At 67.1% G+C, this 26,848-nt stretch carries 22 protein-coding genes and 1 tRNA gene; 14 read left to right on the top strand and 9 right to left on the bottom strand.

Annotation, left to right across the window (positions count from 1 at the left end):
* The first annotated feature begins 236 nt into the window (after window positions 1-236).
* Window positions 237-3,818: an indolepyruvate ferredoxin oxidoreductase family protein gene (locus tag BG90_RS08760; protein WP_010117335.1), complete on the top strand. Its 3,582-nt coding sequence runs from the start codon at window positions 237-239 to the stop codon at window positions 3,816-3,818.
* Between the two features lie 298 nt (window positions 3,819-4,116).
* Here BG90_RS08760 and BG90_RS08755 read toward each other — a convergent pair whose 3' ends face one another.
* The gene (locus BG90_RS08755) at window positions 4,117-6,387 is read right to left on the bottom strand and encodes an NADP-dependent malic enzyme (RefSeq protein ID WP_010117336.1); all 2,271 of its coding nucleotides are present in this window, start codon (window positions 6,385-6,387) and stop codon (window positions 4,117-4,119) included.
* A gap of 528 nt (window positions 6,388-6,915) precedes the next feature.
* Between BG90_RS08755 and BG90_RS08750 the strand changes: the two genes are divergently transcribed.
* The 7 genes from BG90_RS08750 (at window position 6,916) to BG90_RS08715 (ending at window position 14,825) form a co-directional block, all read left to right on the top strand.
* Window positions 6,916-7,602: an orotate phosphoribosyltransferase gene (locus BG90_RS08750; protein WP_010117338.1), complete on the top strand. Its 687-nt coding sequence runs from the start codon at window positions 6,916-6,918 to the stop codon at window positions 7,600-7,602.
* A gap of 678 nt (window positions 7,603-8,280) precedes the next feature.
* Entirely contained in the window at window positions 8,281-8,877 is a 597-nt protein-coding gene (locus BG90_RS08740) for a YbhB/YbcL family Raf kinase inhibitor-like protein (protein ID WP_010117343.1), read from the top strand.
* Window positions 8,878-9,075: 198 nt separating this feature from the next.
* The gene (locus BG90_RS08735; RefSeq protein WP_010117345.1) at window positions 9,076-9,645 is read left to right on the top strand and encodes a flavodoxin family protein; all 570 of its coding nucleotides are present in this window, start codon (window positions 9,076-9,078) and stop codon (window positions 9,643-9,645) included.
* A 160-nt stretch (window positions 9,646-9,805) separates the two neighbouring features.
* On the top strand, window positions 9,806-10,750 hold the full coding sequence (gene argC / locus BG90_RS08730) for an N-acetyl-gamma-glutamyl-phosphate reductase (RefSeq protein WP_010117347.1): 945 nt from the start codon (window positions 9,806-9,808) through the stop codon (window positions 10,748-10,750).
* Window positions 10,751-11,225: 475 nt separating this feature from the next.
* Entirely contained in the window at window positions 11,226-12,599 is a 1,374-nt protein-coding gene (locus tag BG90_RS08725) for a DUF2957 domain-containing protein (RefSeq protein WP_010117349.1), read from the top strand.
* A gap of 125 nt (window positions 12,600-12,724) precedes the next feature.
* The gene (locus BG90_RS08720) at window positions 12,725-13,978 is read left to right on the top strand and encodes a DUF2957 domain-containing protein (RefSeq protein WP_010117351.1); all 1,254 of its coding nucleotides are present in this window, start codon (window positions 12,725-12,727) and stop codon (window positions 13,976-13,978) included.
* Between the two features lie 16 nt (window positions 13,979-13,994).
* On the top strand, window positions 13,995-14,825 hold the full coding sequence (locus BG90_RS08715) for an OmpW/AlkL family protein (protein ID WP_010107011.1): 831 nt from the start codon (window positions 13,995-13,997) through the stop codon (window positions 14,823-14,825).
* Between the two features lie 184 nt (window positions 14,826-15,009).
* Here the strand turns inward: BG90_RS08715 and BG90_RS08710 are convergent, their stop codons facing one another.
* Window positions 15,010-15,948, bottom strand: coding sequence for a LysR family transcriptional regulator (locus BG90_RS08710; RefSeq protein ID WP_010117353.1), 939 nt, complete (start codon window positions 15,946-15,948; stop codon window positions 15,010-15,012).
* A 95-nt stretch (window positions 15,949-16,043) separates the two neighbouring features.
* Here BG90_RS08710 and BG90_RS08705 point away from each other — a divergent pair, with 95 nt between their 5' ends.
* Window positions 16,044-17,312 (top strand): MFS transporter, encoded by a 1,269-nt coding sequence (locus tag BG90_RS08705; RefSeq protein WP_025990037.1) that lies wholly within the window; start codon window positions 16,044-16,046, stop codon window positions 17,310-17,312.
* A gap of 351 nt (window positions 17,313-17,663) precedes the next feature.
* On the opposite strand, the gene BG90_RS08695 is transcribed toward BG90_RS08705, so the two are convergent.
* Both BG90_RS08695 and BG90_RS08690 read right to left on the bottom strand, forming a co-directional pair.
* Complete coding sequence (locus tag BG90_RS08695) at window positions 17,664-18,320, bottom strand: LysE family translocator (protein WP_010107013.1); 657 nt, start codon at window positions 18,318-18,320, stop codon at window positions 17,664-17,666.
* Window positions 18,321-18,426: 106 nt separating this feature from the next.
* On the bottom strand, window positions 18,427-19,296 hold the full coding sequence (locus BG90_RS08690; RefSeq protein WP_010107014.1) for an NAD(P)-dependent oxidoreductase: 870 nt from the start codon (window positions 19,294-19,296) through the stop codon (window positions 18,427-18,429).
* A gap of 129 nt (window positions 19,297-19,425) precedes the next feature.
* Here BG90_RS08690 and BG90_RS08685 point away from each other — a divergent pair, with 129 nt between their 5' ends.
* Window positions 19,426-20,181, top strand: coding sequence for a Mut7-C RNAse domain-containing protein (locus tag BG90_RS08685; protein WP_010117358.1), 756 nt, complete (start codon window positions 19,426-19,428; stop codon window positions 20,179-20,181).
* Between the two features lie 92 nt (window positions 20,182-20,273).
* Here the strand turns inward: BG90_RS08685 and BG90_RS36405 are convergent, their stop codons facing one another.
* Window positions 20,274-20,504, bottom strand: a complete 231-nt coding sequence (locus BG90_RS36405) for a hypothetical protein (protein ID WP_010107017.1) — start codon at window positions 20,502-20,504, stop codon at window positions 20,274-20,276.
* 233 nt (window positions 20,505-20,737) lie between these two features.
* On the opposite strand from BG90_RS36405, the gene BG90_RS34885 reads away from it, so the two are divergent.
* The 3 genes from BG90_RS34885 to BG90_RS36105 all read left to right on the top strand — a co-directional run bounded on the left by BG90_RS34885 (window position 20,738) and on the right by BG90_RS36105 (window position 23,077).
* Window positions 20,738-21,211, top strand: coding sequence for a hypothetical protein (locus BG90_RS34885; RefSeq protein ID WP_124072246.1), 474 nt, complete (start codon window positions 20,738-20,740; stop codon window positions 21,209-21,211).
* 272 nt (window positions 21,212-21,483) lie between these two features.
* Window positions 21,484-21,855 carry a hypothetical protein gene (locus BG90_RS08675; protein ID WP_010107020.1) on the top strand — a complete coding sequence of 124 codons (372 nt, stop codon included), beginning with the start codon at window positions 21,484-21,486 and terminating at the stop codon, window positions 21,853-21,855.
* 931 nt (window positions 21,856-22,786) lie between these two features.
* Complete coding sequence (locus BG90_RS36105; RefSeq protein WP_157135633.1) at window positions 22,787-23,077, top strand: hypothetical protein; 291 nt, start codon at window positions 22,787-22,789, stop codon at window positions 23,075-23,077.
* Window positions 23,078-23,173: 96 nt separating this feature from the next.
* Here the strand turns inward: BG90_RS36105 and BG90_RS08670 are convergent, their stop codons facing one another.
* Complete coding sequence (locus BG90_RS08670) at window positions 23,174-23,491, bottom strand: hypothetical protein (protein ID WP_025990038.1); 318 nt, start codon at window positions 23,489-23,491, stop codon at window positions 23,174-23,176.
* A 516-nt stretch (window positions 23,492-24,007) separates the two neighbouring features.
* Between BG90_RS08670 and BG90_RS08665 the strand changes: the two genes are divergently transcribed.
* The gene (locus BG90_RS08665) at window positions 24,008-25,414 is read left to right on the top strand and encodes an amino acid permease (RefSeq protein WP_010117365.1); all 1,407 of its coding nucleotides are present in this window, start codon (window positions 24,008-24,010) and stop codon (window positions 25,412-25,414) included.
* A gap of 136 nt (window positions 25,415-25,550) precedes the next feature.
* On the opposite strand, the gene BG90_RS08660 is transcribed toward BG90_RS08665, so the two are convergent.
* The 3 genes from BG90_RS08660 to BG90_RS08650 all read right to left on the bottom strand — a co-directional run bounded on the left by BG90_RS08660 (window position 25,551) and on the right by BG90_RS08650 (window position 26,840).
* Window positions 25,551-25,626 (bottom strand) — tRNA-Ala (locus tag BG90_RS08660).
* A gap of 60 nt (window positions 25,627-25,686) precedes the next feature.
* Window positions 25,687-26,043 (bottom strand): c-type cytochrome, encoded by a 357-nt coding sequence (locus BG90_RS08655; RefSeq protein ID WP_010107026.1) that lies wholly within the window; start codon window positions 26,041-26,043, stop codon window positions 25,687-25,689.
* Entirely contained in the window at window positions 26,040-26,840 is an 801-nt protein-coding gene (locus BG90_RS08650; protein WP_010107028.1) for a BON domain-containing protein, read from the bottom strand. Before BG90_RS08650 ends, BG90_RS08655 begins: the two co-directional genes overlap by 4 nt.
* Window positions 26,841-26,848: the final 8 nt, after the last annotated feature.

Here is a 26,848-nt window from a genome sequence, read left to right as displayed (position 1 = left end):
GAGACTAACGGCAATCGCCGCGCGAGGCCCGCCGTTTTACATGCGCTTACAGCCTGTAACGCATTGATTCCTCACGTTTTCGGGTCGCACGCCGCCGATTTTTGACGCGCAGCGGCGGGTTTTTCCCAGTGCTACCATCGAACGAAACCCGCCAATATTCGGGCCGACTGACGCGTCCACAAGACGCCGACGCGCCGATAGTTTTGGCGATCCCGAACCGGGTGAGGAGACACCGCATGAACGCCCCGCTAGACGCAGGCCAGCGCGCATCGCTCGAAGCCGCGCTGCAATCCGTCACGCTAGACGACAAATACACGCTCGAGCGCGGACGCGCCTACATGAGCGGCATCCAGGCGCTCGTGCGCCTGCCGATGCTCCAGCAGGAACGCGACCGCGCCGCCGGCCTGAATACCGCCGGCTTCATTTCCGGCTACCGCGGCTCGCCGCTCGGCGGGCTCGACCTGTCGCTGTGGAAGGCGAAAAAGCACCTCGCCGCGCACCGGATCGTGTTCCAGCCCGGCCTCAACGAAGACCTCGCGGCGACGGCCGTCTGGGGCTCCCAGCAAGTCAATCTGTATCCCGGCGCGAAGCACGACGGCGTGTTCGCGATGTGGTACGGCAAGGGCCCGGGCGTCGACCGCACGGGCGACGTGTTCAAGCACGCGAACTCGGCCGGCTCGGCGCCGCATGGCGGCGTGCTCGTGCTCGCGGGCGACGATCACGCGGCGAAGTCGTCGACGCTCGCGCACCAGTCGGAGCACATCTTCAAGGCGTGCGGGCTGCCTGTGCTGTTCCCGTCGAACGTGCAGGAATATCTCGATTTCGGCCTGCACGGCTGGGCGATGAGCCGCTACTCGGGCCTGTGGGTCGCGCTGAAGTGCGTGACGGACGTCGTCGAATCGTCGGCCTCCGTCGACATCGACCCGCATCGCACCGAGATCGTGCTGCCGACCGACTTCGTCATGCCCGACGGCGGCCTGAACATCCGCTGGCCCGATCCGCCGCTCGTGCAGGAAGCGCGCCTCCTCGACTACAAGTGGTACGCGGCGCTCGCGTACGTGCGCGCGAACAAGCTCGACCGCATCGAGATCGATTCGCCCAACGCGCGCTTCGGCATCGTCACGGGCGGCAAGGCGTACCTCGACGTGCGCCAGGCGCTCGTCGATCTCGGCCTCGACGACGCAACCTGCGCGCGGATCGGTATCCGTCTCTACAAGGTCGGCTGCGTGTGGCCGCTCGAGGCGCAAGGCGCACAGGCGTTCGCGCGCGGGCTCGACGAGATCCTCGTCGTCGAGGAAAAGCGCCAGATCCTCGAATACGCGATCAAGGAAGAGCTGTACAACTGGCCGGACGGCCAGCGCCCGCGCGTATTCGGCAAATTCGACGAGAAGGACGGCGCGGGCGGCGAATGGTCGGTGCCGATGGGCAACTGGCTGCTGCCCGCGCACTACGAGCTGTCGCCCGCGATCATCGCGAAGGCGATCGCGACGCGGCTCGACAAGTTCGAGCTGCCGTCCGACGTGCGCGCGCGGATCGCCGCGCGGATCGCGGTGATCAACGCGAAGGAGACCGCGCTCGCGAAGCCGCACGTGACGATCGAGCGCAAGCCGTGGTTCTGCTCCGGCTGCCCGCACAACACGTCGACGAACGTGCCCGACGGCTCGCGCGCGATCGCGGGCATCGGCTGCCACTACATGACCGTCTGGATGGACCGCAGCACGAGCACGTTCAGCCAGATGGGCGGCGAAGGCGTGCCGTGGATCGGCCAGGCGCCGTTCACCGACGAAAAGCACGTGTTCGCGAACCTCGGCGACGGCACCTACTTCCACTCGGGCCTCCTCGCGATTCGCGCGGCGATCGCGTCGAAGGCGAACATCACGTACAAGATCCTCTACAACGACGCGGTCGCGATGACGGGCGGGCAGCCCGTCGACGGCGTGCTGACGGTGCCGCAGATCACGCACCAGCTCGCGTCCGAAGGCGCGAAAAGGATCGTGATCGTCACCGACGAGCCGCAGAAATACGACGGCAGCACGTCGCTGCTCGCGCCGGGCGTGACGATCCACCATCGCGACCGGCTCGACGACGTCCAGCGCGCGCTGCGCGAGATCGAAGGCACGACGATCCTGATCTACGACCAGACCTGCGCGACCGAGAAGCGCCGCCGCCGCAAGCGCGGCGCGTATCCGGATCCGGCGAAGCGCGTCGTGATCAACGAGGCGGTCTGCGAAGGCTGCGGCGACTGCTCGGTGCAGTCGAACTGCCTGTCGGTCGAGCCGCTCGAGACCGAATTCGGCACGAAGCGGCAGATCAACCAGTCGACCTGCAACAAGGATTTCTCGTGCGTGAAGGGCTTCTGCCCGAGCTTCGTGACCGTCGAAGGCGGCAAGCTCCGCAAGCCGAAGGCCGTGTCGGCCGACGCGAGCGCGCTGCCGCCGATCCCCGAGCCTGCGCTGCCCGCGATCGACCGCGCGTACGGCGTGCTCGTCACGGGCGTCGGCGGCACGGGCGTCGTGACGATCGGCGCGCTGCTCGGGATGGCCGCGCACCTCGAGAGCAAGGGCGTGACGGTGCTCGACGTGACGGGCCTCGCGCAAAAGGGCGGCGCGGTGATGAGCCACGTGCAGATCTCGCACGCGCCCGCCGACATCCATGCGACCCGCATCGCGATGGGCGAAGCCGATCTCGTGATCGGCTGCGACGCGATCGTCACGGCGGGCGACGAATGCACGTCGCGAATGCGCCACGGCGTGACGCGCGTCGTCGTCAACAGCGCGAAGACGCCGACCGCCGAGTTCATCAAGAATCCGAAGTGGTCGTTCCCGGGCGCGAGCGCCGAGCTCGACATTCGCGCGGCGGCGGGCGATGCGGTCGATCTCGTCGACGCGAGCCACTTCGCGGTTGCGCTGCTCGGCGACGCGATCTACACGAACCCGTTCGTGCTCGGCTACGCGTGGCAGCGCGGCTGGCTGCCGCTCACGCACGCGTCGCTCGTGCGCGCGATCGAGCTGAACGGCGTGCAGGTCGAGCAGAACCGCGCGGCGTTCGAATGGGGCCGCCGCGCGGCCTTCGATCCGGCGAGCGTGCGCGCCGCGGCGGCGGGCGGTGCGCAAGCGGGCGCGACGGTGATCTCGCTGCATACGAAGAAGGCGATCGACGCGCTGATCGCGACGCGCGTCGAGCAGCTGAGCGCGTATCAGAACGCCGCATACGCGGCGCGCTTCTCGGCAGCCGTCGACAAGGTGCGCGAAGCCGAGCGCGCGCTCGGCGCCGACGCCGCGCAGGAGCCGCTCACCGAGGCGGTCGCGCGCAATCTCTACAAGCTGATGGCGTACAAGGACGAGTACGAGGTCGCGCGGCTGCAGTCCGATCCGGCGTTCGTCGCGAAGCTCGCCGAGCAGTTCGAAGGCGACTGGAAGCTCAGGTTCCATCTCGCGCCGCCGCTCTTCGCGAAGAAGGATGCGCACGGCCGTCTCGTGAAGCGGCAATACGGACCGTGGATGATGCCGGCGTTCCGCATGCTCGCGAAGCTGAAGTTCCTGCGCGGCACCGCGCTCGACGTGTTCGGCCGCACCGACGAACGGCGCACCGAGCGCGCGCTGATCGGCGAATACGAGGCGCTCGTGCACGAGCTGCTCGGCGGCCGGCTCACGCGCGACACGCTGCCGCTCGCGATCGAGCTCGCGAGCCTGCCGGACGGCATCCGCGGCTACGGGCACGTGAAGGAGAACAACCTGCGCGCGGTGCGCGGGAAGTGGGAGCAGTTGCTCGGGCAATGGCGGTCGCCGGAAGGCGGGCGGACGCGCAACGTCGCGTAGCGCAGCGGCCGGCGGTCCGCCGCGCCGGCGACGGCGACGGCGCGAAGCGCGCGTGTGAAGGCGCGATGTCGGAGCGACCGTCGCTCACGGGCAGCGACGGTCGCCGCCGGACGAACCTTGCGGCTCCCGTCGCACGACAGCGGCGCGATGACAGGCAACGAATCCGGCGCCGGCAAACCGCTTGCCTCGCACGCCGCGCCTACGCCAATGAAAAAGGCGGCCGCCCGACCGGGCGACCGCCTTTCCTTTCGTCTCGACGCCGCATGCCGGGAAGGCTTGCGGCGCCCGCGTGCGCGCATTACTTCACCTGGACGTTCGCCGCGGCGACGGCCGTCATGTTGATGATCCGACGCACGGTCGCGGCCGGCGTCAGGATGTGCACCGGCTTGCTCGCGCCGAGCAGGAACGGGCCCACCGTCACGCCTTCGCCGCCGACCATCTTCAGCAGGTTGTACGCGATGTTCGCCGCCTCGACGTTCGGCATGATCAGCAGGTTCGCCTCGCCCGACAGCGCCGTGCCGGGGAACGCGGCCTTGCGAACCACTTCGGAGAGCGCCGCGTCGCCGTGCATTTCGCCGTCGACTTCGAGGTGCGGCGCACGCTCGACGATCAGCTTGCGCGCTTCCGCCATCCGGCGCGACGACGCCGACGGCGCGCTGCCGAAGTTCGAGTTCGACAGCAGCGCCGCCTTCGGCGTGATGCCGAAGCGCTCGATCTCGGCCGCGGCCTGGATCGTCATGTCGGCGAGCTGCTCGGCGCTCGGCTGCTCGTTCACGTACGTGTCGCACATGAACAGGTTGCGGCCCGGCAGCATCAGCAGGTTCATCGCCGCGAAGTGCTCGGCGTCCGACGCGCGGCCCAGCACCTGCTCGATGAACTTCAGGTGGCTGTGATACGTGTCGATCATCCCGCAGATCATGCCGTCGGCGTCGCCGAGGTGCACGAGCATCGCGCCGATCAGCGTGTTGAACTTGCGCAGCGCGGCCTTCGCGACTTCGGGCGTCACGCCGTCGCGCGCGCCGATCTCGTGGTATGCCTGCCAGCATTGCTGGTAGCGCGGATCGTCTTCCGGATTGACGATCTCGAAGTCGACGCCGCCCGCAAGCTTCGAGCCGATCTTCTTGAGACGCATCTCGACGACGGACGGACGGCCGACGATGATCGGCTTCGCGATCTTTTCCTGCAGCACGAACTGCGCGGCGCGCAGCACGCGCTCGTCCTCGCCTTCGGCGAACACGATGCGCGCGGTCTTCGTCTTCGCGGTCGCGAACACGGGGCGCATCACCATGCCGGTGCGGTAGACGGTCGCGCCGAGCTGCTCGCGGTACGCATCCATGTCGGCGATCGGGCGCGTCGCGACGCCCGAATCCATCGCGGCCTGCGCGACGGCGGGCGCGATCTTGATGATGAGGCGCGGATCGAACGGCTTCGGAATCAGGTATTCCGGGCCGAATTCGAGCGAGTGGCCTTCATACGCCTTCGCGACTTCCTCGCTCTGGTCGGTTTCCTGCGCGAGCTCGGCGATCGCGCGCACGCACGCAAGCTTCATCTCTTCGGTGATCGTCGTCGCGCCGACGTCGAGCGCGCCGCGGAAGATGAACGGGAAGCACAGGACGTTGTTGACCTGGTTCGGATAGTCGGAGCGGCCCGTCGCGACGATCGCGTCCGGGCGCACCGCCTTCGCGTCTTCCGGGCGGATTTCCGGCTCCGGGTTCGCAAGCGCCAGGATCAACGGCGTGTCGCCCATCGTCTTCACCATGTCCTGCTTCAGCACGCCCGCGCTCGAGCAGCCGAGGAACACGTCCGCGCCCCGGATCGCGTCGGCGAGCGTGCGCGCGTCGGTCGTCGCCGCGTAGCGCTGCTTCGACGGATCGAGGTTGCCGCGCCCTTCGTAGATCACGCCCTTCGAATCGGCGACAAGCACGTTCGCCTTGTCGAGGCCGAGCTTCACGAGCAGGTCGAGACACGCGATCGCCGCCGCGCCCGCGCCCGAGCAGACGAGCTTCACGCTCGACAGGTTCTTGCCGACCACCTTCAGGCCGTTCAGGATCGCCGCCGACGCGATGATCGCGGTGCCGTGCTGATCGTCGTGGAAGACGGGGATCTTCATCCGCTCGCGCAGCTTCTGCTCGATATAGAAGCACTCGGGCGCCTTGATGTCCTCGAGGTTGATGCCGCCGAGCGTCGGCTCGAGCATCGCGATCGCCTCGACGAGCTTGTCCGGATCGGACTCGGCGAGCTCGATGTCGAACACGTCGATGCCCGCGAACTTCTTGAACAGGCACCCCTTGCCCTCCATCACCGGCTTCGCGGCCAGCGGGCCGATGTTGCCGAGGCCGAGCACCGCGGTGCCGTTCGTCACGACGCCGACGAGATTGCCGCGCGACGTGTATTTCTGCGCGTCGAGCGGATCGGCGTAGATCGCGTCGCACGCCGCGGCGACGCCCGGCGAATACGCGAGCGACAGATCGAGCTGGTTCGACAGCGGCTTGGTCGGCGTGACCGAAATCTTGCCGGGTTTCGGATTCTGGTGATAGGCGAGAGCGGCCTGCTTCAGTTGTTCGTCCATGATTGACCTGCGAGAGACTTGCGTAATTATCTAAAGACTCAGTACCGAGCACCGGGGGCCGCGGATGCGGGAATCGAAGGGATGGTCGACTGCGGCGGCCGTCGCGAGCCGGATCGGCGCGACATGTAACCTTGGCGGGTGGCAAGCGGGAAGTACAAGGCACCGAGCAAATACTTAGGGTCGCCTAGTGTACACCTCGTGCAGGCCCGTCAGTTGCTGCGCCGCGGCAGCCCATTGCTTCGGCGTGCTTCCTTTCAATGCCGCAAGCAAGCGGCAAATCCGCATGCCCGGACGCTCGCGCGACGCCCGCGGCCGTCGTCCGGCCGCCGAAAATCTGGCGCTCGGACGGCGTCGGGCGGCTCGAAAAGCGCCCAAATCGGGTAAAATAGCCGGCTACGCGCGCAGCGAAGCGGCTCGACGCCGGCGGTCACGCCCACGTCGGCCCGCAGCCCGGCCCTCACGGCCGGAATCACGCGAGCTGCGCCACCGGGCCGCGCCCGCCCCCGCTCACCATCAAGGAACGCCCCCATGACAGGCTTCGATCGTCAGACGATCTCCGACACGACCGCCAAAATCCTGCTCGAAGTGCAAGCGGTGCACTTCAACGCCGACAAGCCCTTCATCTTCACGTCCGGATGGGCGAGCCCCGTCTACATCGACTGCCGCAAGCTGATCTCGTTTCCGCGCGTGCGCCGCGGCCTGATGGAAATGGCGGAAGCGACGATCCTGCGCGACGTCGGCTTCGAGCAGATCGACGCGGTCGCAGGCGGCGAAACCGCCGGCATTCCGTTCGCGGCCTGGATCGCCGACCGGATGATGCTGCCGATGCAGTACGTGCGCAAGAAGCCGAAGGGTTTCGGCCGCAACGCGCAGATCGAGGGTTATCTGGAAGAAGGCTCGCGCGTGCTGCTCGTCGAGGACCTGACGACCGACAGCCGCAGCAAGATCAACTTCATCAACGCGCTGCGCACCGCGGGCGCGCAGGTGAACCACTGCTTCGTGCTGTTCCACTACGACATCTTCAAGGAAAGCGTGTCGGTCCTGAAGGACATCGACGTCGACCTGCACGCGCTCGCGACCTGGTGGGACGTGCTGCGCGTCGCGAAGGCGTCGGGCTACTTCGAGACGAAGACGCTCGACGAAGTCGAGAAATTCCTGCACTCGCCGGCCGAATGGTCGGCCGCGCACGGCGGCGCGACGGGCGCGCAGGAGTAACGCGAGCCCGCTTCGCCGGCGAGAAGTCCGCGCCGCGCAAAGAACCGCCTGCCGTCGACGACGGCGGGCGGTTTTTTTATGCGCGCGCTCGCGGCCGGCGCGATCTTTCGATCAAGCGTGCCGCGCCGCGGCGCGCCTCTCGTGCTGTCGCGCGTCATCGCGGCGCTCGTCCGCCGGCTTTGTTTGCGGCGCGCAGCGCGCCGCCCCGCGATCAATTGCCGCGCACGCGGTCCGTTTCGGCGCGCCGCGGCGCGCGTTGCGCCTGCTGCGGGCCAGCGACATCTTCGTCATGTCGCACGTCACCGCACGGCGCCTCACCTCACCTCACCTCGCCTCGCCTCGCCGGCCACGTCTCTCGAATTCTCGTTCGGTCGTGCATCACCGACGCCCTATGCCAGGCCGCGCCCACCGCCGCTTGCTTCTTGTCGCACCGCCGCCTTCGTTCCGGGCCGCCGTCGCACGTCGCTTCCGGGTCGCAATGCACGCCCCTGCGCCGTCCCGGCCCGAACCGTCCCGCTGCCGGAGCCGACGGCATGCGCCGTCGCGCGAAGTTGACGAGACTGCCGCCGCCATGCGTCCCCTAATGCTAGACTTGCCCTCATATTCGGGTTCGAGCATCACATCTCGACAACGATCAGCGCCGGGCCGCCCCGGCACAAGTGACGGGAGAAGGGCCATATGCGTGTGGGTCGCCGAGTCGTTCCGCCTGGTTCGCCCCGTCGTCTGCTCTCGCTCGCCCTCGCCTGCGTTTCCCTTTTCGGTCTGCTCGGCGGTCCGCGCGCGCTCGCCGAAGACGCGTTCACGCTGACGAGCGACGACCTGCGCCCCGGCGGGCGCGTCGGCGCCGTGCTCCTGTTCAATCAAGGCGACTGCAAGGGCGGCAACCGCTCGCCGCAACTCGCCTGGCGCAACCCGCCGCCCGGCACGAAGGGCTTCGCCGTCACGATGTTCGATCCCGACGCGCCCGGCCGCGGCTGGTGGCACTGGGCCGTCGCCGGCATCCCGGCGAACGTGTCGAGCCTGCCCGCCAACGCGAGCGCGTCCGGCTATCTGCGCAAGCTCGGCGCGACCGAGGCGCGCAACGATTTCGGCGTCGACGGCTACGGCGGCCCGTGCCCGCCGCCTGGCAAGCCGCACCGCTACGTGATCACCGTCTACGCGCTGAAGGCGACCGACCTGCGCGTCGCGACGGGCCGCCCCGCGCAGATGTTCGACCATGAGATCGGCACCGAGACGATCGGCTCCGCGCAGCTCGTCGTCACATACGGCCGCTAGTCTCCTGCGAGGTGCGGCGCGTCCGCGATTCGCTCCATCCGGGAAATTCAGTCGCACGCGACAGCGGTCGTACGCATCATTTCGCACCGCTAGACTCTTTTCGCCTGCCGTCCGCACGCGTCGCCGCGGGCAGCCATCGTCCGCCGCGCCGCCCGCCCGGGACGCGCGGCTTCGTCGTCTCATCTTGGAGAAACGGGAATGCCGAACATCGTCATCGTCTATCACAGCGGCTACGGCCACACGAAAAAGCTCGCCGAATCCGTGCTCGCGGGCGCGCAGGAAGCGGGCGCGAACGCGCGGCTCGTCGCCGTCGGCGATCTCGACGACGCCGGCTGGGCCGCGCTCGACGCCGCCGACGCGATCGTCTTCGGCGCGCCGACCTACATGGGCGGCCCGTCGGCCGACTTCAAGAAGTTCGCCGACGCGACGTCGAAGGCGTGGTTCGGCCAGAAATGGAAGGACAAGATCGCGGCGGGTTTCACGAACTCCGCGTCGATGAACGGCGACAAGTTCTCGACGATCCAGTATTTCGTCACGCTCGCGATGCAGCACGGGATGGTGTGGGTCGGCACGGGCCTTCTGCCCGCGAACACGAAGGCGTCGACCCGCAACGACATCAACTACGCGGGCGGCTTCACCGGCCTCCTCGCGCAATCGCCGTCGGACGCGTCGCCCGACGAGGCGCCCGCGGGCGGCGATCTCGAGACCGCGAAGACGTTCGGCGCGCGCGTCGCGACCGCGACCGCGCGCTGGCTCGCCGGCAAGTGATCCGCGCGTGATCCGCCGTTGATCCGCCAAGGGGCAGGATCATCTGCCCCGGCCGGCCGGCTTTTTTCGGCCGAGCCGGTTACGGCGCCGCGCATCACGTCTTAGAATGGCGGTTTTCACGGCGGCGACGCGCCGCCCGCCCCGATCCAGCGAGAGCGAGATGAGCACGAAAGTTTTTGTCGACGGCCAGGAAGGCACGACCGGCCTGAAGATCTTCGAATATCTGTCCGCGCGCAGCGACATCGAAATCCTGCGCATCGACGAAGCGAAGCGCAAGGACGTCGACGAGCGCCGCCGCCTCATCAACGCGTCGGACGTCACGTTCCTGTGCCTGCCCGACGCCGCGTCGCGCGAATCGGCGACGCTCGTCGAGAACCCGGACACGACGCTGATCGACGCGAGCACCGCGTTCCGCACGAGCGCCGACTGGGCGTACGGCCTCCCCGAGCTGAACCGCGCGCAGCGCGAGCGCATCCGCGCCGCGAAGCGCATCGCGGTGCCGGGCTGCCACGCGTCGGCGTTCGTGCTCGCGATGCGCCCGCTCGTCGACGCGGGCGTCGTCGCGCCGGATTTCGCCGCGCACAGCTACTCGATCACCGGCTACAGCGGCGGCGGCAAGAAGATGATCGCCGATTACGAGGCGGGCGGCGCGAAGCTCGCGAGCCCGCGTCCGTACGCGCTCGGCCTCGCGCACAAGCATCTGCCGGAGATGGCCGCGCACACGGGCCTCGCGAGCGCGCCGCTCTTCACGCCGATCGTCGGGCCGTTCTACAAGGGCCTCGCCGTCACCACGTACTTCACGCCGAGCCAGCTCGCCAAGCGCGTGACGCCGCAAGACGTGCAGCGCGTGCTCGCCGAGCATTACGCGGGCGAGGCGTTCGTGCGCGTCGCGCCGTACGACGCGGCCGAGAATCTCGACGACGGCTTCTTCGACGTGCAGGCGAACAACGACACGAACCGTGTCGACCTCTTCGTGTTCGGCACGGCGGAGCGCTTCGTCACGGTCGCGCGGCTCGACAACCTCGGCAAGGGCGCGTCGGGCGCCGCGATCCAGTGCATGAACCTCAACGTCGGCGCGGCCGAGGACACGGGGCTCAAGCGCTGAACGACGCATTGCTTGCAGCGCGAGACAAGCCGGCCCGAAAGGCCGGCTTTTTATTGCATCGCATGAGAATTGAAAGTTATTCAAATAATGTCACGCCATTAATAGAGATTTACAAACTTTCATTTCCATTCAAAATAAAATCTTGAAAATTTCAAAGCCGTAATGACTATCCCGGATAGGGATTCACCCGATGTGCGTGCTTAAAACGCTTGCCCCAACATCGTCGCCCGCAAACAAAATCCTGTAAAAACAAGGGCCGGCGCACTCCGCCAGACAAATTTCAAACGCTCATCTCGTTTTAATCCCTCCGCTCCCGCCTCTTGTTTCGGCATCCCGAATACAATGAATTGTTTAAATCGTCTCATTTAGACGGTTCCATCAATTGACAGCCGAAAACGACGCAGCCAAATTAACCCACACAATTAAACACATTGGAGACAGAGGCATGTCGGACGCCTTTTCGAAAGGGGTGGCAATGGCCATAGCCGTCGCCCCTTTGTTCGCCGCTTGCAGTGGAGGGGGCGGCGGCACCCCGGCCCCCATCGATGTTCCGCAATGCTCCGGCGCGAGCTGCGGCGTCCAGGGACCGCCGAGCTCGGCCGCGGGCAATACGTCGCTCTGCCCCGCCAACGCTGACATCGGCAGCAGCACGTATCTCGGCGGCGCAGGCAGCGGCGAAATCGTGAGCCTGAACATCAACGCGACCGCGATGACGTACACGCTCAAGTGGCTCGAGTCGCCGATTCCGCTCGCGACCGGGACGGTCACGCCGACGCGCGCCGGCACGACGATCACGGGCAACGTCGCGCACCCGCCCGCCGGCACGCTGCCGACCGCCGAGCAGACGCGCTGCGCGTTCGTGCTGCTGCCGGGCAGCGGCACGTCGCCCGCGACGAACTCGACCTACTCGACCGCAGCCGACTTCAACCAGGCGAACCCGCCGATGATCCTCGTCGGCTTCGGCGTCGCGGGCGGCGGCATTCCGGGCGCGACGATCCAGTACAGCGGCCTCACGATCATCCCGGGCGTGCTGCAGAACATCGGCCAGGTGCCGCAGCGTCACTTCGACTTCTATCCGTTCCTCGCGTTCTCGAACACGACGACCGACGTGACGAAGCTCGCCGGCACGTACAACGCGCTGCTGTACCACTTGGTGCCGTCGAGCAACTATGCAACGAAGGGGATCAATTCGAGCGAGACGTTCGACGCGAACGGCGCGTGCACGTCGACGAGCACGTCGGGCTGCATGACGACGGGCAACCCGTGGACGTCGAGCGGCAGCGGCTACTTCAACAGCACGCAGGCGCCGCAGATCCTGCCGCAGACGCAGCTGCCGCTCATCGGCGCGACGGGCAAGTCGGCGGTCGCGCACATGGTGCTCGGCCAGTTGAACGGCGCGACCGTGCCCGTCGTCGTGCGTACGGGCAACGTGAACCTCGGCACGCCGCCGCTGCATACCGACGCGCAGGTCGACGACGAATCCGGCATCGCGGTGCTCGGGCCGGCGACCGCGCTCGCGCTGGGCAGCGTCGACGGCGGCTACGCGGGCGCGGACTCGAACTTCAAGTACACGGCGACGGTGGTCAAGGGAACGACGGCCACGTTCGTCAATCCGAGCACGCAACAGGCGGAAACCGGCCTGAACCTCGACTACGGTCAGTCGACGCCGGGCCTCCTCGGCGTCACGACGACCGACACGTCCGCGCAAGGCTTCGTGATTGCGAACGGCGGGCTGTTCGCGACGCTGATCCAGGGCACCGTCAACGGCGGGATCACGCCGAGCTCGGCGATCGCCGGACAGACGCCGTCCGCGCCGTACTTCGGCGTCGGCGCGCAAGTCAGCAAGTAACGAGACCCGAACGCACGTCCGGCGCGACGCATCGCGCCGGACCGCGCCGCAGCGGGCGAGATAGAGAGCGGCCGACAGGGAGCTGGCCGCCGGATAAAGACAATTTTGGAGTTTGGAGGAGCAACATGAAGCAGCGGAATCTCATTTTGGCGATGGCCTGCGCCGCGCCCTTCATTTCGGCGTGCAGCGGCGGCGGCGGCAGCGATTCGCAGCCGCTCGTCGAAACCGCACTCTGCCCGTCGACGGTCGATTACAGCACGGTCTACACGGGCGGCGGCGGCGACGGCGAACTCGTCAAACTGCAGATCGACACGACGAAGCTGACCTGGCAGATCACCTACGTCGCGTCGCCGATTCCGCAAACGACGGGCACCGCCGCGCCGTCGCGCGCCGGCACGACCCAGAACGGCACGCTCACGCAGGAAACCTTGCTGCCGACGCACAAGCTCAACAACTGCGCATACCGTCTGAACGGCGCAAGCCTCGATCCGAACCGGCCTGCGCGCATTTTCCTCGGCATGGGCATCGTGGGCGGCACGATTCCCGGCGCGGAGCTTCAGTACGGCGGCCTGCTCGGCCAAGGCGCGATTCCCGACACCAAGTTCCCGTACTATCCGTTCATCGCATTCTCGACGCTCGAAACCAACATCGCCAAGCTCGCCGGCACATACAGCCAGCTCGGCTACGGCCAGGTGGCGTCGCAGAACTTCGCGCCCGTAACGATCGACGCGAAGGTGACGATCAACGCCGACGGCACCTGGATCCGTTGCGACTCGACGGGCATCTACGCGGGCACTTGCCGCCAGCCCGGCACGAACCTCGCGCAATCGCCGAACGGCACCGGCGCGTTCGAGACCGATCACTTCCAGAGCCAGCTGAAGCCGACGCTCGCGACGGTGCCGCAAGCGAAGGGCTTCCTCATCGTCGGCAAGGTGAACAACCAGCTCGTGCCGGTCATGATCCGCACGGGCGTCGCCAACCCGAACCCGACGCCCGACGCGAACGGCGTGCCGGGCCTCACCGCCGACGACGAATCGAGCATCTCGCTCCTCGCGCCGCAGACGGCGATCAACGTCGGTTTCGTCAACGGCGAATACATCGGCGTCGACAGTCAGTTCGACTACCGTTCGACGGTGCTCGTCGACAAGCAGGCGACGCTGCTCGATCCGTTCAATGCGTCGCAAGCGTCGCTCGCCACCGCGCTCAATCTCGACTACACGCAGACGGTGCCGGGCACGATCACGTCGGCGCACGTCGGCGCGAGCAGCTCGACGCCGACCGGCAAGTTCATCTTCACCGGCGCGGGCGGGGCATTTGGCTTCCTCGATATGTCGAACTCGTCGTCGCCGTATTTCACGGTCGGCGCCTTCGTGCAGTAAGCGCTCGGGAGGCCGTATGAAGAAAATACTCTGCGCGGCGCTCGGCGCCGCCGCATTGACGCCGCTCGCCGCTCACGCGCAAAGCGCCGGCAGCAACGTCGTCACGCTCGGCTGGTTCCACGTGATGCCGCAGCAAAGCACCACGCCGCTCACGACGAGCGTCGCGCCGACGCCGATCAACACGCCGCTCGGGCTGACGGGGTCGTTCACGTCGCCGGGCACCGGCACGCGCACGAGCGGCGCGGACACGGTCGGCCTGACCACGAGCCACTTCCTGACCGACAACATCGCGGTCACGACGGTGGCGGGCGTGCCGCCCGTCTTCAAGATCACCGGGCAAGGCACGATCCGCCCGCCCGGACCGGCGGGCGCGCTCGCGTCGCAAAACCTCGGCGATCCGCAGATCAATCCGATCGTCAAGAGCGTGCGCCAGTGGAGTCCGGCCGTGCTGTTCCAGTATTACTTCGCGCAGGCGAACTCGAAGGTCCGGCCGTTCGTCGGCATCGGCGTGTCGTACAACTGGTTCAGCGATCTTCAGTTGAACCGCAACTTCGTGAAGTCGACGCAGGACAACCTTGGCGCCGTGCTCGCCGCGGGCGCCGGCAAGCCGGGACCGACGCAGGTGTCGGCGAAGGCGTCGTCGTCGTGGCAGCCGGTGTTCAACGCGGGCCTCACGTACAACGTCACCGATCACTGGGGGTTGCTCGCGTCGATCACGTACATCCCGCTGAAGACGACGTCGACCGTGACGATCAAGGCCGCCGACGGTACGGTGCTGGCGGAATCGAAAAACGAGCTGAAGGCGGATCCGCTCGTCAGCTTCGTCGCGGTGACATACAAGTTCTGACGGAGGGGGAGCGCCCGCGCGGCTTCGGATCGGATTCGCGCGGGCAAAAAAAAGCCCGCCTGAAAAGGCGGGCTGAATCCATATCAGAGGAGACATGGAGGAGACAGTTCAAACTATACCGGTTTGTTTGACGCAATGCAACATTTCCATCGAGAAAATACGGATTTTCCCTTGAATGCCGGCTCTAATGAGCCGGCATTTCTGCTTCGTCCCCTGATCGCCTGCGGTTTTCCGCCTCCAGCACCGCGGCGAGCCGCTCGCGCAGCAGCTCGACCGGCCGCATCAGCCGCCCCGGCAGCACGCCGTGCACGAGCCACACGCTGATCCCCGGCTCGACGTCCACCGTGCCGACGACCTGCAGCGCATCGCGGTGCGGGCTGCGCGCGAGCGCGGCCGTCGACGCGATGCCGAGCCCCGCCCCGCGCGCGACGAGCGACAACTGCAAGTCCGAGCCGAACGCCTCGACCGCGACGTCGAACGGCAGCCCCGCCGCGCTGAACGCGCGGCTCAGCGCCGAACGCATCCCGCAGCCGTCCTGGCTCAGCACCCATGGATAGCGCGACAGCGCGTCGAGCGGCACGGGCCCCGGCGGCAGCGCGAAGTCGCGCGCGGCGACGAGCACGGTCGGCTGCACGCCGAGCAGCGTCGACACGAGCGTCTCCGGCATCGGGAAGCTCGCCGGCATCATCACCGCGGCGGCGTCGAGCGCCGCGCGCTCGACGCTTTGCAAGAGCGCCGGCGACCAGCCGGCCGTGATCCGCAGCGTGAGGCGCGGAAACGCTTCGCGCAGCCGGTCGATCGGCCCTTCGAGCGCGAGCTCCGACAGAAACGGCGGCACGCCGATCCGCAGTTCGCCCGCCGGCTCGCTGCCGGGCGCGGCGACGGCGAGCAACTCGTCGACCGAGCGCAGCACGTTGCGCGCGAGCGCGTAGACCTCGCGGCCCGCCGCGGTCGGCTTGAGCGGCTTGCTCTGCCGGTCGAGGAGCGGCACGCCGAGCGTCGTCTCGAGGTTCTGCACGCGCCGCGTGAGACCCGGCTGCGTCAAATGGAGCTTGGTCGCGGCGGCCACCATCGAGCCGTTGTCGACGACCGCCACGAAGGCTTGAAGATCGCGCGCATTCACAACAAACTCGCATAATCATATTAAAGATATTTCAATTGTCGCATAACAAGCGCATCTCTACGATGAGGGCTCTTCACGCTTCCAAGGCCCTTTCGATGAACCGCTCAGCCGATCTTCGCGTCGACTCGCTCGCCGACCGACCGTGCGCCCCTCCCTCGTCAACCCTCACGCCCGCGCTCACCGTGTTCTTCTCGGCGACGGTCGGCGTGATCGTCCTCAACCTGTTCGCCGCGCAGCCGCTGGCGGGCCCGATCGCCGCCGACCTGCGCCTGCCTCCGGGCCTGACCGGACTCGTCGCGACGCTGCCGCAGCTCGGCTATGCGGCGGGCCTCGTGCTGCTCGTGCCGCTCATCGACCTGCTTGAGAACCGCCGGCTCATCGTGACGACGCTCGCCGTCTGCGCGGTGACGCTCGCGCTGCCCGCCGTCACGCGCTCAGGCGCCGTGTATCTCGCTGCGGTGTTCGTCGCGGGCGCGGCATCGAGCGTGATCCAGATGCTCGTGCCGATGGCGGCGTCGATGGCGCCGGACGAGAAGCGCGGCCGCGCGGTCGGCAACGTGATGAGCGGCCTGATGCTCGGCATCCTGCTGTCGCGACCGCTCGCGAGCCTGATTGCCGGCACGGCCGGCTGGCGCGCGTTCTACGGCACGGCGGCGGCCGCCGACATCGCGATCGCCGCCGTGCTCGCCGCGAAGCTGCCGCTGCGCGCGCCGTCGCTGTCGACCCGCTATGCGGCGCTGCTCGGCTCGCTCTGGACGCTCGTCGCGACCGAGTGCGTGCTGCAGCGGCGCGCGCTGTCCGCAGCGCTGTCGATGGGCGCGTTCAGCGCGTTCTGGACCGCGATCGGCCTGCGTCTCGCCGCCGCGCCGTTCGGCCTCGGGCTGCATGGAATCGCGATGTTCGCGTTCGCCGGCGCGACGGGCGCGATCGTCACGCCGTTCGCGGGCCTCGCCGGCGATCGCGGCTGGGAGCGCGGCGCGTTGCGCGGCGCGCATGTGGCGATGCTCGTCGCGTTGGCGGCGTTGGGCATCGCAGGCGCGGGCTGGGGCGGCTTCGACGCGACCGCGCACCCGACGCTCGCACTCGCGCTGCTCGTCGCCGGCGCAGCGGTGCTCGATGCGGGCGTCGTCGCCGACCAGACGCTCGGCCGCCGCGCGATCAACCTGCTGAATCCCGCCGCGCGCGGGCGGCTCAATGGGCTCTTCGTCGGGCTGTTCTTCGTCGGCGGGTCGCTCGGCGCGATGCTGGCGGGCGCGGCGTGGGCATGGGCGGGCTGGGGCGCGGTATGCGCGGTGGGCTTCGCGTTCGCGGGCGCCGCGTTCGCGCTGGACTGGATCGCCGGGCGGCGGCGAGCGGCATGCTGAAAAGACGACGCCTCGCGTCGTCGCCGACGCGAGGCGTTTTCGCCGTTCATGGAAGCGCGATCGGCATGTTCCGCTTCATCGATGCTCGAAGTCGCAGCCGACCGCGCGGAGCGGCTTCGTCGCCGTCCGAGATTGCGCGGAATTCGACGCCGTCTGTCGCTTCGATTCGTGCGAGCCGGCAACGCGCCCGCAGCCGCGTTCCGTCAGTCGGCGTGCCGCGGACTTCGACGCGAACCGCCCGCGCGTTTTCGCCATCTCACGAACGTCGATGCGGCGCGCATGCGGCGCCTTTGCCGCTTCGCCGACCCACCACTTCGCCGACTTGCCGACCCATCGAACGCGGCGCGCCGCTCAGTGCCGCACGAGCGCCATCATCGCGCCGAAGCCGACGAACAGGCCGCCCGTCAGGCGGTTGAAAATCTTCGCGACGTTCGCGCTCCGGAGCGTCACGCCGATCCGCGTGCCGAACGATGCGTACACGATGTACCAGCTCACCTCGATGACCGCGAACGTCGCGACGAGGATGCCGAACTGCGGAAGCGTCGGCGCGGACGCGTCGATGAACTGCGGCAGCAGCGCGGCGGCGAACAGGATCGCCTTCGGGTTGCTGCCCGCGACGAGAAAGCCGTTGCGAAAGAGCGCCCAGCGCGACGCGGAAGCGGGCGCGCTCGCGCGGCCCGCTTGCGGCGCGGCGCCGGCGGCATCCGCGGCGGATTCCGCGTCGACGCGCGCACGCCACGCCTTCACGCCGAGATAGATCAGATACGCGGCGCCCGCGAAGCGGAGCGCGTCGAACATCGCAGGCCACGCTTCGAGGAACACGCCGAGCCCCGCGGCCGACACCGACAGCATCGCGACGAGCGCCGTCATGCAGCCCGCCATCGTCGCCGTCGAACGCCGCAGCCCGTGACGCGCGCCGTGCGTCATCACGAGCAGCATGTTCGGGCCGGGAATCGCCGACACGACGAACACCGTCGCGACGAACAGCCACCACGTATGCAGATTCATTGCCGCCCCGCTTTCGAAATTGAAATGGAAAGGTCGATTATGCCGGGGAATGTGCTTCGCTGTCTGCGGCGGGGCGGCGGGGCGCCGCTCGCGGCCCCGGCGCGCTTTACCGCCCCGCCCGGCGCGCCGCGACCTGCCCGAGCACCGCGAAGTCCTTGTCGCCGTCGCCGTGCGCGACCGCTTCGATCAGGCTGTCGCGCACGACGCTCGCGACGGGCAGCGGCACCGACAGCGCGTCGCCCGCCTCGAGCGCGAGCCGCACGTCCTTCAGGCCGAGCCGCGCCTTGAAGAGCGCCGGCTCATAGCGCGATTCGGCGATCATCGCGCCGTAGCCCTGATAGACGGGGCCGGGAAACACGCTGTTCGTGATCACGTCGAGATAGTCGTTCATCGCGACGCCGTGCGCGGCGAGCAGCGCCGCCGCCTCGCCCATCGTCTCGATCGCCGATGCGATCGTGAAGTTGGCCGCGATCTTCACCGCGTTCGCGTGCTGCGGCAGCGAGCCGAGCCGCCAGGTCTTCTGACCGATCGCGTCGAACGCGGGCTGCATCCGGTCGATCGCCTCCGCGGGCCCGGCCGTGATGATCGTCAGGCGCGCCGCCGCCGCGACGTGCGGACGCCCCATCACGGGCGCCGCGACGTAGTGAATCCCGCGCTCCGCGTGCGCATGCGCGAGCTGCTCGGCGAGCGCGACCGAAATCGTCGCCATGTTCACGTGGATGAGGCCGCGAGGCGCGTGCTCGAGGAGCGCCGCGTCGAACACGCCGCGCGCGGCCGCGTCGTCGGCGAGCATCGAGAACACCGCGTCGCCCGTGAACGCTTCGGCGACCGTCGCGACGTGCTGCGCGCCCAGCTCGACGAGCGGCGCGACCCGTTCGGCCGAGCGGTTCCACACCCGCACGCGATGCCCCGCCTTCAGCAGATTCGCCGCGATGGCGCTGCCCATCTCGCCCGCGCCGATAAATCCGATGTCCATGTCCTGCTCCTTTGTATTCGTCATATCCGTCGAAAGCACGAGTAAAGCACAGGCGCACGACATTTGCCGTCCCGCGCCCGGCGACTCGCACGACGTGCGGGAAACGCGCCGCGGTGCGATACTCGACCGATGGTCACCGTGACTTTCCGCTTCTACGAGGAGTTGAACGATTTCCTCGCGCGGCCGCTGCGCCGCCGGGAATTCGAGCACGCGTGCATGCGCGGCGCGAGCGTCAAGCATGCGATCGAAGCGCTCGGCGTCCCGCACACCGAAGTCGAGCTGATTCTCGTCAACGGCGAATCGTCACCGTTCGGCCGCGTGCTCGAGCACGGCGACCGCGTCGCCGTCTACCCGACCTTCGAAGCGATCGACATCCGCCCGCTGCTGCGCGTGCGTGCCGCGCCGCTGCGCGTCACGCGCTTCATCGCGGACGCGCATCTCGGCAGGCTCGCGCAATTGCTGCGTCTCGCGGGCTTCGACACGCTGTACGACAACCACTATCCGGACGACCTGATCGAGGCGATCGCCGCGCGCGAAGCGCGGATCGTCCTTACGCGCGATCGCGAGCTGCTCAAACGCCGCACGATCACGCACGGCTGCTACGTGCGCGCGCTGAAGCCGCAGGCGCAGCTGCGCGAGCTGTTCGACCGGCTCGATCTCGCCGGCAACGCGCGGCCGTTCCGGCTGTGCCTGTCGTGCAACGCGCCGCTGCGGCGCATCGATCCGGCCGAAGCCGAAGGCCGCGCGCCGCAAGGCGTGCTGCAGCGCCACACGCGCTTCGTCACCTGCGACGTCTGCCGCCGCGTGTTCTGGGAAGGCTCGCACTGGCGGCGAATGCGCGCGCTGATCGATCACGTGTCGCAGCCGAAGCCGCCGCTCGCGTGACGCGCGCATAAAAACAAACCCCGCGTTCGCGAGAACGCGGGGTTCGTCATGACGAGCCGCGACGGCGGCGATGCGCCGCCGCGGGCAAGCGCTTACTGCTGCGCGCCCTTGTCGTTCGTGCCGGCTGCCGAAGCGGCGGAGGCCTTCGCCTTGGCCTTCTCCGAACCGTGCTGCTTCAGCTCGTGCTTCGGCTTGCTCTTGTCGTGCTTGACAGCCGACGCAGCCGCCGGCGCCGAAGCTGCCGGTGCCGATGCTTGTGCGAACACGGAAGCCGAAGCGAATGCGATAGCGGCGGTTGCCACCGAAGCGATGATCTTCTTCATTGTTTTTCCTTGAATATCCAAACGGAAATATCCGGTTAATCACGATGCGTTGGAGCGCATCCGGCGCCGGTATTGTTCGAGATTCACGACGCACACCCTACAAAACGTAAGGATTTCTTTCGCGTGAACACTCGTGCGCCGGTTCTATAACGCAGCGAATGCGCGCTGCGTTGACACGGCTCGCACGTCTTTCGAGCCGATCCGAATTCGGCCCGAAAGATCAAATAGATAGCATGATCGGCGGGAATTTCCAGGATCTCGATCAAATGCATCGCATTGGCATTGCTCACGCCATTCGAATCTCGCGATTTAACCTGTCTGATCAAATTCGAGGCGAATTCGATTCGATGAGCGGATGTGTCGCATCTCGCCGGCCGGTCGCGACGGGATCAACAACGGGCGATGCCGGTGCGCGAGCGCGCGCATCGTGGAATCGTCGCGTCGAATGGCTGGACGACGGCGAGCGCTGCAAAGCCATCGCCGATGTGGCGAAGCGACGATGCGGAACCGATGGCCGGGAATCGTGCGCATCTGCGGACTACCGCGTGAAGCGCGGCGCATATTGCGAATGTTCAATCCGCGCATCGCGCATGCATGCGTACGTGCCGGTACGCGCCGACGCGCGCAAATCGATGCTCGACACGGCGCGCCGTCCTCGCAAAACACTCGGCACGCCAGCACGCTCGGCATCGGCCGGGCACGCATGAGCGCACGCCTCCGCACGATGCCATCGCGCCTGCCCGGCGTTCGATTCGCGCGCGATGCACGTCGTCGTGAACGATCGCAGCCGGCACGATACGCTCGAACGAAAACAATTTTTAACACAAACGATGCGCATGCCTTGTTAGGCTCGCGACACGATCGGATTTTCCCCAATCTCTTCGGCGCGCCGCCCTTCGCGCGACGTCGCGCATCGGAACGACGCGAAATGCATAGAATCCGGATGCGTTTTTGCCGAATGACTCACCTTGGATCGCCCATGAAATCGACTCAGATTCTCGCCAGCTGCGCGCTCGTCGGCGCCGTAGCGGCGCTCGCCGGTTGCGCAGGCTCACCGGCGAACGGCCCGCAGGCCGAATCGCCCAGCGGCCGGATCATCTACGTCGCGTCGCCGCGCAGCCCGGTCGACGTCGAGCGCTGCCTGACGAGCCGCGTGCCGCAGGCGCGCGTCGCGCAGCACAACCCGACCACGGTCCTGATCGGCCCGTACTCGTCCGATTCCGATTGGACCGTCACGCTCGCGCCGACCGCGTCGGCCGGCACGAGCATCGGCGTCTATCGCCCGCGCAGCGGCGACGGCGATCCGGAGGAGTCGGAGCTGCGCTTCCACATCGCACGCTGCGCAGTCTGACGCACGTCGCCCGTCGAACGTCACGCAACGCGCGCCGCCCCAAGCCAGTGGCGCGCGATCGATGCCTTCACTGCGCCGCGGCTGCGCGCCGCACACCCAGCCACGTCGCGCAGGACCGCAGGACACGAGCAGCAGCCCGCCGATCAGCGCGAACGGCGCCTGCGGGCACCAGTCGTGCAGCGCAGTGCCGACGCGCAGCGCCGCGGCCATGCCGAGCCCCTGCGCGGCCGACATCGTGCCCGAGCACGCGCCTTGCTCGCGCATCGACCGCTGCGCCCGCGAGCGCAGCGACGGCCGGAAACGACGCTCCCATCCCGAACGTCGCGACGAGATAGTCCGTGCAGACGGCCATCGGCTGCGTCGGCTCGTCGAGCGGGCGGTTCCTGGCGTCGATCACGGGACACCGGGCCGATAAGCGCGGCTGCGCGGCCCAAGCTTTTCATCGGCATGCGCGCGGCGGAGATGCTTGCGTATGCATGTTTCGCTCTCTTCGAGGTCTTTTCCTTGCGCTTGTCGATCCGCCTCTCCGCTGCGGATCGCGCTGCCTGAGAACGACAGCAATCCGCATTCGGCCGCGCAACATCACTCCTTCCGCCGACGCGTTTCTGTGCGCCTTCGCGAACCCGAGCGCGCGATGACTGCAAACTCGCTCGAATCCGAATCGATGCGACGACGCATCGGCACGCCTTTCTCCATCCAATCGATTCGAACCGAACACAGTTCTCGGTAATCCTGCCATTGCGCCTTTGTTCAATGCGGCTCGTCGACTGCTTTCGGCATCGGCACAGGCGCCGTCGGCCGCTTTGTCTTCAATTCTTTTAATTGATGTATGTATACGTAGTAAGAGTTAACAAGAGCGGCCCTTTCCTGTGGACAACCCGGGTTTTCCCTGACGGATCAGCGCGGCATCGATTCCATAACCATATCCGCTGTGCGTGAATATCCGCCGCGAGCGAAGGATAACTTCGACGCGCCCGGAAGCCAGGCCGGTTTTATCAAGATTTGGTCCACAGGCTGGGCGGCGAGTTATCCCAAGGATTTCCAGAGCCGCGCGTGGATAACTCTTCTTGCGCAGGCACATCGCTTTCCTGTGCGCGGGCTCGCGCGATTGAATCGCCTTTTGCCAATCAAGCCGAACGCCACTGCGAAAGCGCAGTGCATGCACGCAGCGATGATCGGCGAATCGGGAAACGATGTTCGAGTCGTTGCCTTTGCTCGTTAGTTGCAATGTGGCTTTTGCGTTCGTTTCCCAGGCCGCTTCAAGCCCGCACGCGCGGACCCGGCATTCAGTCGAACGAGCCCGAAATGCGCAACCGGGTCAACGTTCCCAGCGCTTGCCGAACGACACCGTCGCTTCGCACATGCAGCCGATCAACACGCCGACGATCCCACCGAACGTGACCGTGATCCCGAGCGACGAGAGCGCCGACGCATCGGGCGCGCGGACCGCGACGCCGATCGCCACAAGCATGCCGAAGAGCATCGCGCATGCACATGCCGCTGAATAACCGCGCATCAGTTTCGGATAGCGCGAGCGAGACGGCCCGAACGCACGAAAAAACGCATAGCCGAGACAGAAGACGTAGATGGCTACCGGCAACCCTGTAGACGCAACCCAACTGCTCTCGATCGGCATGATCGGACTCCGTGAATGTCGTCGCTCGGATGGAACACGCAATCGGGACGAATCGTGCACGACGATGCGTCGTCACGTGGCCATAGTTTCTTTTGCTGAAATTAAGACAAATACAGGAACATCCACTCGCGAACAGCCACTAGCATAGCGCCAAATACCAGACTCCGACCGAGGGGCATCTGTTCATGCATGCTGGAGACACTGCTCGATGCATCTACCGATTCGCCGCGCGAACCCATACGCGCGCCACATGCCAGCCATCGCCGCCGAGCGCGGACCGCGCCGGACGGCGTCGTGTCCCGATTCGCCGCGCCGTGTCCGTCCCCTCTTCCATTTAAGCCACGCCGGCTCGCGCAAGCGAACCGCCCGCATCGCGCGCGCCTGAAGCCGCGCGCGCACTTTCGCTCAGTCGATCCACGTCGACTCGCCGTCGCTGCGACGATGCGAGACGCGCGCACGCCGTACGCCGCCGACGTGCGCCATGCCAATTTCATCAAACCCAAAGGAGACATCCCCATGGAGAAAAGAAGCACCGAAACCGACCTACACCGAGGACTCGGGCAACGGCAGATGCGCTTGATCGCGCTCGGCGCGGCGATCGGCGTCGGCCTCTTTCTCGGCTCGGCCAACGCGATCAAGATGGCGGGCCCCGGCATCATCCTGTCGTACATCCTCGGCGGCGCCGTGATCTTCGTGATCATGCGCGCGCTCGGCGAGATGGCAGTGCACGAGCCGGTCGCAGGTTCGTTCAGCCGTTACGCGCGCAACTATCTCGGGCCGCTCGCCGGCTATCTGACGGGCTGGAACTACTGGTTCCTCTGGCTCGTCACCTGCATCGCTGAAATCACTGCGGTCGGCATCTACATGGGCATCTGGTTCCCGGACGTGCCGCGCTGGATCTGGGCGCTCGCCGCGCTGACCGCGATGGGCTCCGTGAACCTGCTCACCGTGAAGGCGTACGGCGAGTTCGAATTCTGGTTCGCGCTGATCAAGGTCGTGACGATCGTCGTGATGATCGCGGTCGGCATCGCGATGATCGCGTTCGGCATCGGCAATCACGGCGTGCCGATGGGCATTTCGAATCTCTGGGCGCACGGCGGCTTCTTCCCGAACGGCGCGCAGGGCGTGCTGATGTCGATGCAGATGGTGATGTTCGCGTATCTCGGCGTCGAGATGATCGGGCTGACGGCGGGCGAAGCGGAGAATCCGCAGAAGACGATTCCGGGCGCGATCAACTCGGTGTTCTGGCGCATCCTGCTCTTTTACGGTGGCGCGCTGTTCGTGATTCTGTCGATCTATCCGTGGAACGAGATCGGCACGCAAGGCAGCCCGTTCGTGATGACGTTCGAGCGGCTCGGCATCAAGACGGCCGCGGGCATCATCAATTTCGTCGTGCTCACGGCGGCGCTGTCGTCGTGCAACGGCGGCATTTTCAGCACGGGGCGCATGCTGTACAACCTCGCGCAACAGGGCCACGCACCGCGCGCGTTCGGCGAGACGACGGGAGGCGGCGTGCCGCGCCGGGCGATCGTCGTGTCGATGGCGGCGCTGCTCGTCGGCGTGCTGCTCAACTATCTCGTGCCGGAAAAGGTGTTCGTCTGGGTGACGTCGATCTCGACGTTCGGCGCGATCTGGACGTGGGGCGTCATTCTCGTCACGCAGATGAAGTTTCGCGCGAGCCTTGCGCCGGCCGAAGCGCGCGCACTGCGATTTAGGATGCCGTTCTGGCCGTATGGGTCGTGGATCGCGCTCGCGTTTCTCGTGCTCGTGATCGGGTTGATGGCTTATTTCCCGGATACGCGGATCGCGCTTTATGTCGGGCCGGCTTGGCTCGTGTTGCTCGTCGTGCTGTATTACGGGCTGAAGCTCGAGCCGGAGGGAGGGAAGGCGGCGGGGTTGGAGCGGAGGTATGGGCGAGGGTGATTGATTGGCGGACGAACGACGCGCGCCGTTCGCGGGATGGTTGCGGCGCGCGTTGGTTGGCCGAGTGGAAATCAGGGGCGAACGCTAAAGCAAAATGAAAAGGGCCTAGCCATCCGGCTAAGCCCTTGAATTCGATTGGTGGAGCGGAGGAGGATCGAACTCCCGACCTTCGCATTGCGAACGCGACGCTCTCCCAGCTGAGCTACCGCCCCTCACCAACAGCCGACGATCATACATCACCCAATCGGCGGTTGGCAACAGATTTGCGCCGGTTATTTCGACGGCGCGCCGGCCAGCACCCATTGGACGACCGAGCGCACGTCCGTGTCGCTCATCCGCGGGTGCGCGGGCATCGGAATCGCGCCCCAGACGCCGGAGCCGCCTTCCTTCACCTTCTTCGCGAGCTTCGGTTCCGCCTGCTTGTCGTTCTTGTACCGCTCGGCGATCTGCTGGAACGACGGCCCGACGAGCTTCCTGTCCACCGCGTGGCAGCCCATGCACGCATTGCTGCGCGCGACTTTCAGGCCGTCGCCGACATCCGCGCGCGCCGGAGCGCTCGCCAGCGCGCAGCCGAGCGCCGCAACGGCCGCGGCGCCCATCGTCCGTTTCACGTACTTCCCGAACCTCATTGGGTCCCCGCCTTCGGATTGCCCGGATGCACGTTCGTCGAATTGGAGACCGGCGCGGGCGCCTGCAGCGGCGTCGCGGTAACGCTCGAATCCGGCACCGCGCCCACCGTCGCGCCTTCTGACGCGGTCGCGGGCGCAGCGGCGGCCGACGCGCCGCTCGCGGGCGTCGCCGCCGTCAGCGCGTCCGCTTCCTGCGGCTTGATGTACTGGAACACCTTGACGACCTTCTCGACGCCCGGCACGCGGCTCGCGACGTCCGCGCCGCGATTGCCTTCGTCGCCCGTCACGAGGCCCATCAGGTAGACGTTGCCGCGCTCGCACACCACCTTGTAGTTGTTCGCGGAGATGCCCTTCTCGGCGATCATCGCGGTCTTCACGCGGCCTTCGAGGTACGAGTCGTTCGCCCGGTCGGACAGCGAGCTCGCCGGCCCGACCGCGAGTTCGTTGACGATCGTGTTCACGTTGTTGATCGCACGGACGATCTCCTCGGCGCGCTGCTTCGACGCATCGTTCGGCACTTCGCCCGTCAGCAGCACGCGGCGGTTGAACACCGTCACGTTCACGTGCGAGCCGTCCGGCAGCCCGTTGTTCATCTGCGTCAGCGCCTTCACCTGGATCTCGCGATCCTCGGTCTGCGCGCCGAGCGTGCGGCGATCGGTCGCGACGAGCGCGCCGCCGCCCGCCGCCGCGCCGGCGACCGCGAGCACGCAGCCCTGCAGCGTTGCGGCAAGGCCGGCCGACAGGCCGATCACGAGCGTGGTTCTCACTAGCGTCTGTCTGACGCGGCTGTTACTCATCGACGGCT

The sequence above is a fragment of the Burkholderia oklahomensis C6786 genome (assembly GCF_000959365.1).
Taxonomy (GTDB): domain Bacteria; phylum Pseudomonadota; class Gammaproteobacteria; order Burkholderiales; family Burkholderiaceae; genus Burkholderia; species Burkholderia oklahomensis.
This window is presented reverse-complemented; position numbering and strand designations above follow the sequence as displayed.

What these genes read in the sequence shown, in the direction of transcription:
- BG90_RS08760 (WP_010117335.1), top strand. Translation starts at nt 237, where the DNA reads ATGAACGCCCCGCTAGACGCAGGCCAGCGCGCATCGCTCGAAGCCGCG.
- BG90_RS08755 (WP_010117336.1), bottom strand. Translation starts at nt 6,387, where the DNA reads ATGGACGAACAACTGAAGCAGGCCGCTCTCGCCTATCACCAGAATCCG.
- BG90_RS08750 (WP_010117338.1), top strand. Translation starts at nt 6,916, where the DNA reads ATGACAGGCTTCGATCGTCAGACGATCTCCGACACGACCGCCAAAATC.
- BG90_RS08740 (WP_010117343.1), top strand. Translation starts at nt 8,281, where the DNA reads ATGCGTGTGGGTCGCCGAGTCGTTCCGCCTGGTTCGCCCCGTCGTCTG.
- BG90_RS08735 (WP_010117345.1), top strand. Translation starts at nt 9,076, where the DNA reads ATGCCGAACATCGTCATCGTCTATCACAGCGGCTACGGCCACACGAAA.
- argC (WP_010117347.1), top strand. Translation starts at nt 9,806, where the DNA reads ATGAGCACGAAAGTTTTTGTCGACGGCCAGGAAGGCACGACCGGCCTG.
- BG90_RS08725 (WP_010117349.1), top strand. Translation starts at nt 11,226, where the DNA reads ATGGCCATAGCCGTCGCCCCTTTGTTCGCCGCTTGCAGTGGAGGGGGC.
- BG90_RS08720 (WP_010117351.1), top strand. Translation starts at nt 12,725, where the DNA reads ATGAAGCAGCGGAATCTCATTTTGGCGATGGCCTGCGCCGCGCCCTTC.
- BG90_RS08715 (WP_010107011.1), top strand. Translation starts at nt 13,995, where the DNA reads ATGAAGAAAATACTCTGCGCGGCGCTCGGCGCCGCCGCATTGACGCCG.
- BG90_RS08705 (WP_025990037.1), top strand. Translation starts at nt 16,044, where the DNA reads ATGAACCGCTCAGCCGATCTTCGCGTCGACTCGCTCGCCGACCGACCG.
- BG90_RS08695 (WP_010107013.1), bottom strand. Translation starts at nt 18,320, where the DNA reads ATGAATCTGCATACGTGGTGGCTGTTCGTCGCGACGGTGTTCGTCGTG.
- BG90_RS08690 (WP_010107014.1), bottom strand. Translation starts at nt 19,296, where the DNA reads ATGGACATCGGATTTATCGGCGCGGGCGAGATGGGCAGCGCCATCGCG.
- BG90_RS08685 (WP_010117358.1), top strand. Translation starts at nt 19,426, where the DNA reads ATGGTCACCGTGACTTTCCGCTTCTACGAGGAGTTGAACGATTTCCTC.
- BG90_RS36405 (WP_010107017.1), bottom strand. Translation starts at nt 20,504, where the DNA reads ATGAAGAAGATCATCGCTTCGGTGGCAACCGCCGCTATCGCATTCGCT.
- BG90_RS34885 (WP_124072246.1), top strand. Translation starts at nt 20,738, where the DNA reads ATGATCGGCGGGAATTTCCAGGATCTCGATCAAATGCATCGCATTGGC.
- BG90_RS08675 (WP_010107020.1), top strand. Translation starts at nt 21,484, where the DNA reads ATGAAATCGACTCAGATTCTCGCCAGCTGCGCGCTCGTCGGCGCCGTA.
- BG90_RS08670 (WP_025990038.1), bottom strand. Translation starts at nt 23,491, where the DNA reads ATGCCGATCGAGAGCAGTTGGGTTGCGTCTACAGGGTTGCCGGTAGCC.
- BG90_RS08665 (WP_010117365.1), top strand. Translation starts at nt 24,008, where the DNA reads ATGGAGAAAAGAAGCACCGAAACCGACCTACACCGAGGACTCGGGCAA.
- BG90_RS08655 (WP_010107026.1), bottom strand. Translation starts at nt 26,043, where the DNA reads ATGAGGTTCGGGAAGTACGTGAAACGGACGATGGGCGCCGCGGCCGTT.
- BG90_RS08650 (WP_010107028.1), bottom strand. Translation starts at nt 26,840, where the DNA reads ATGAGTAACAGCCGCGTCAGACAGACGCTAGTGAGAACCACGCTCGTG.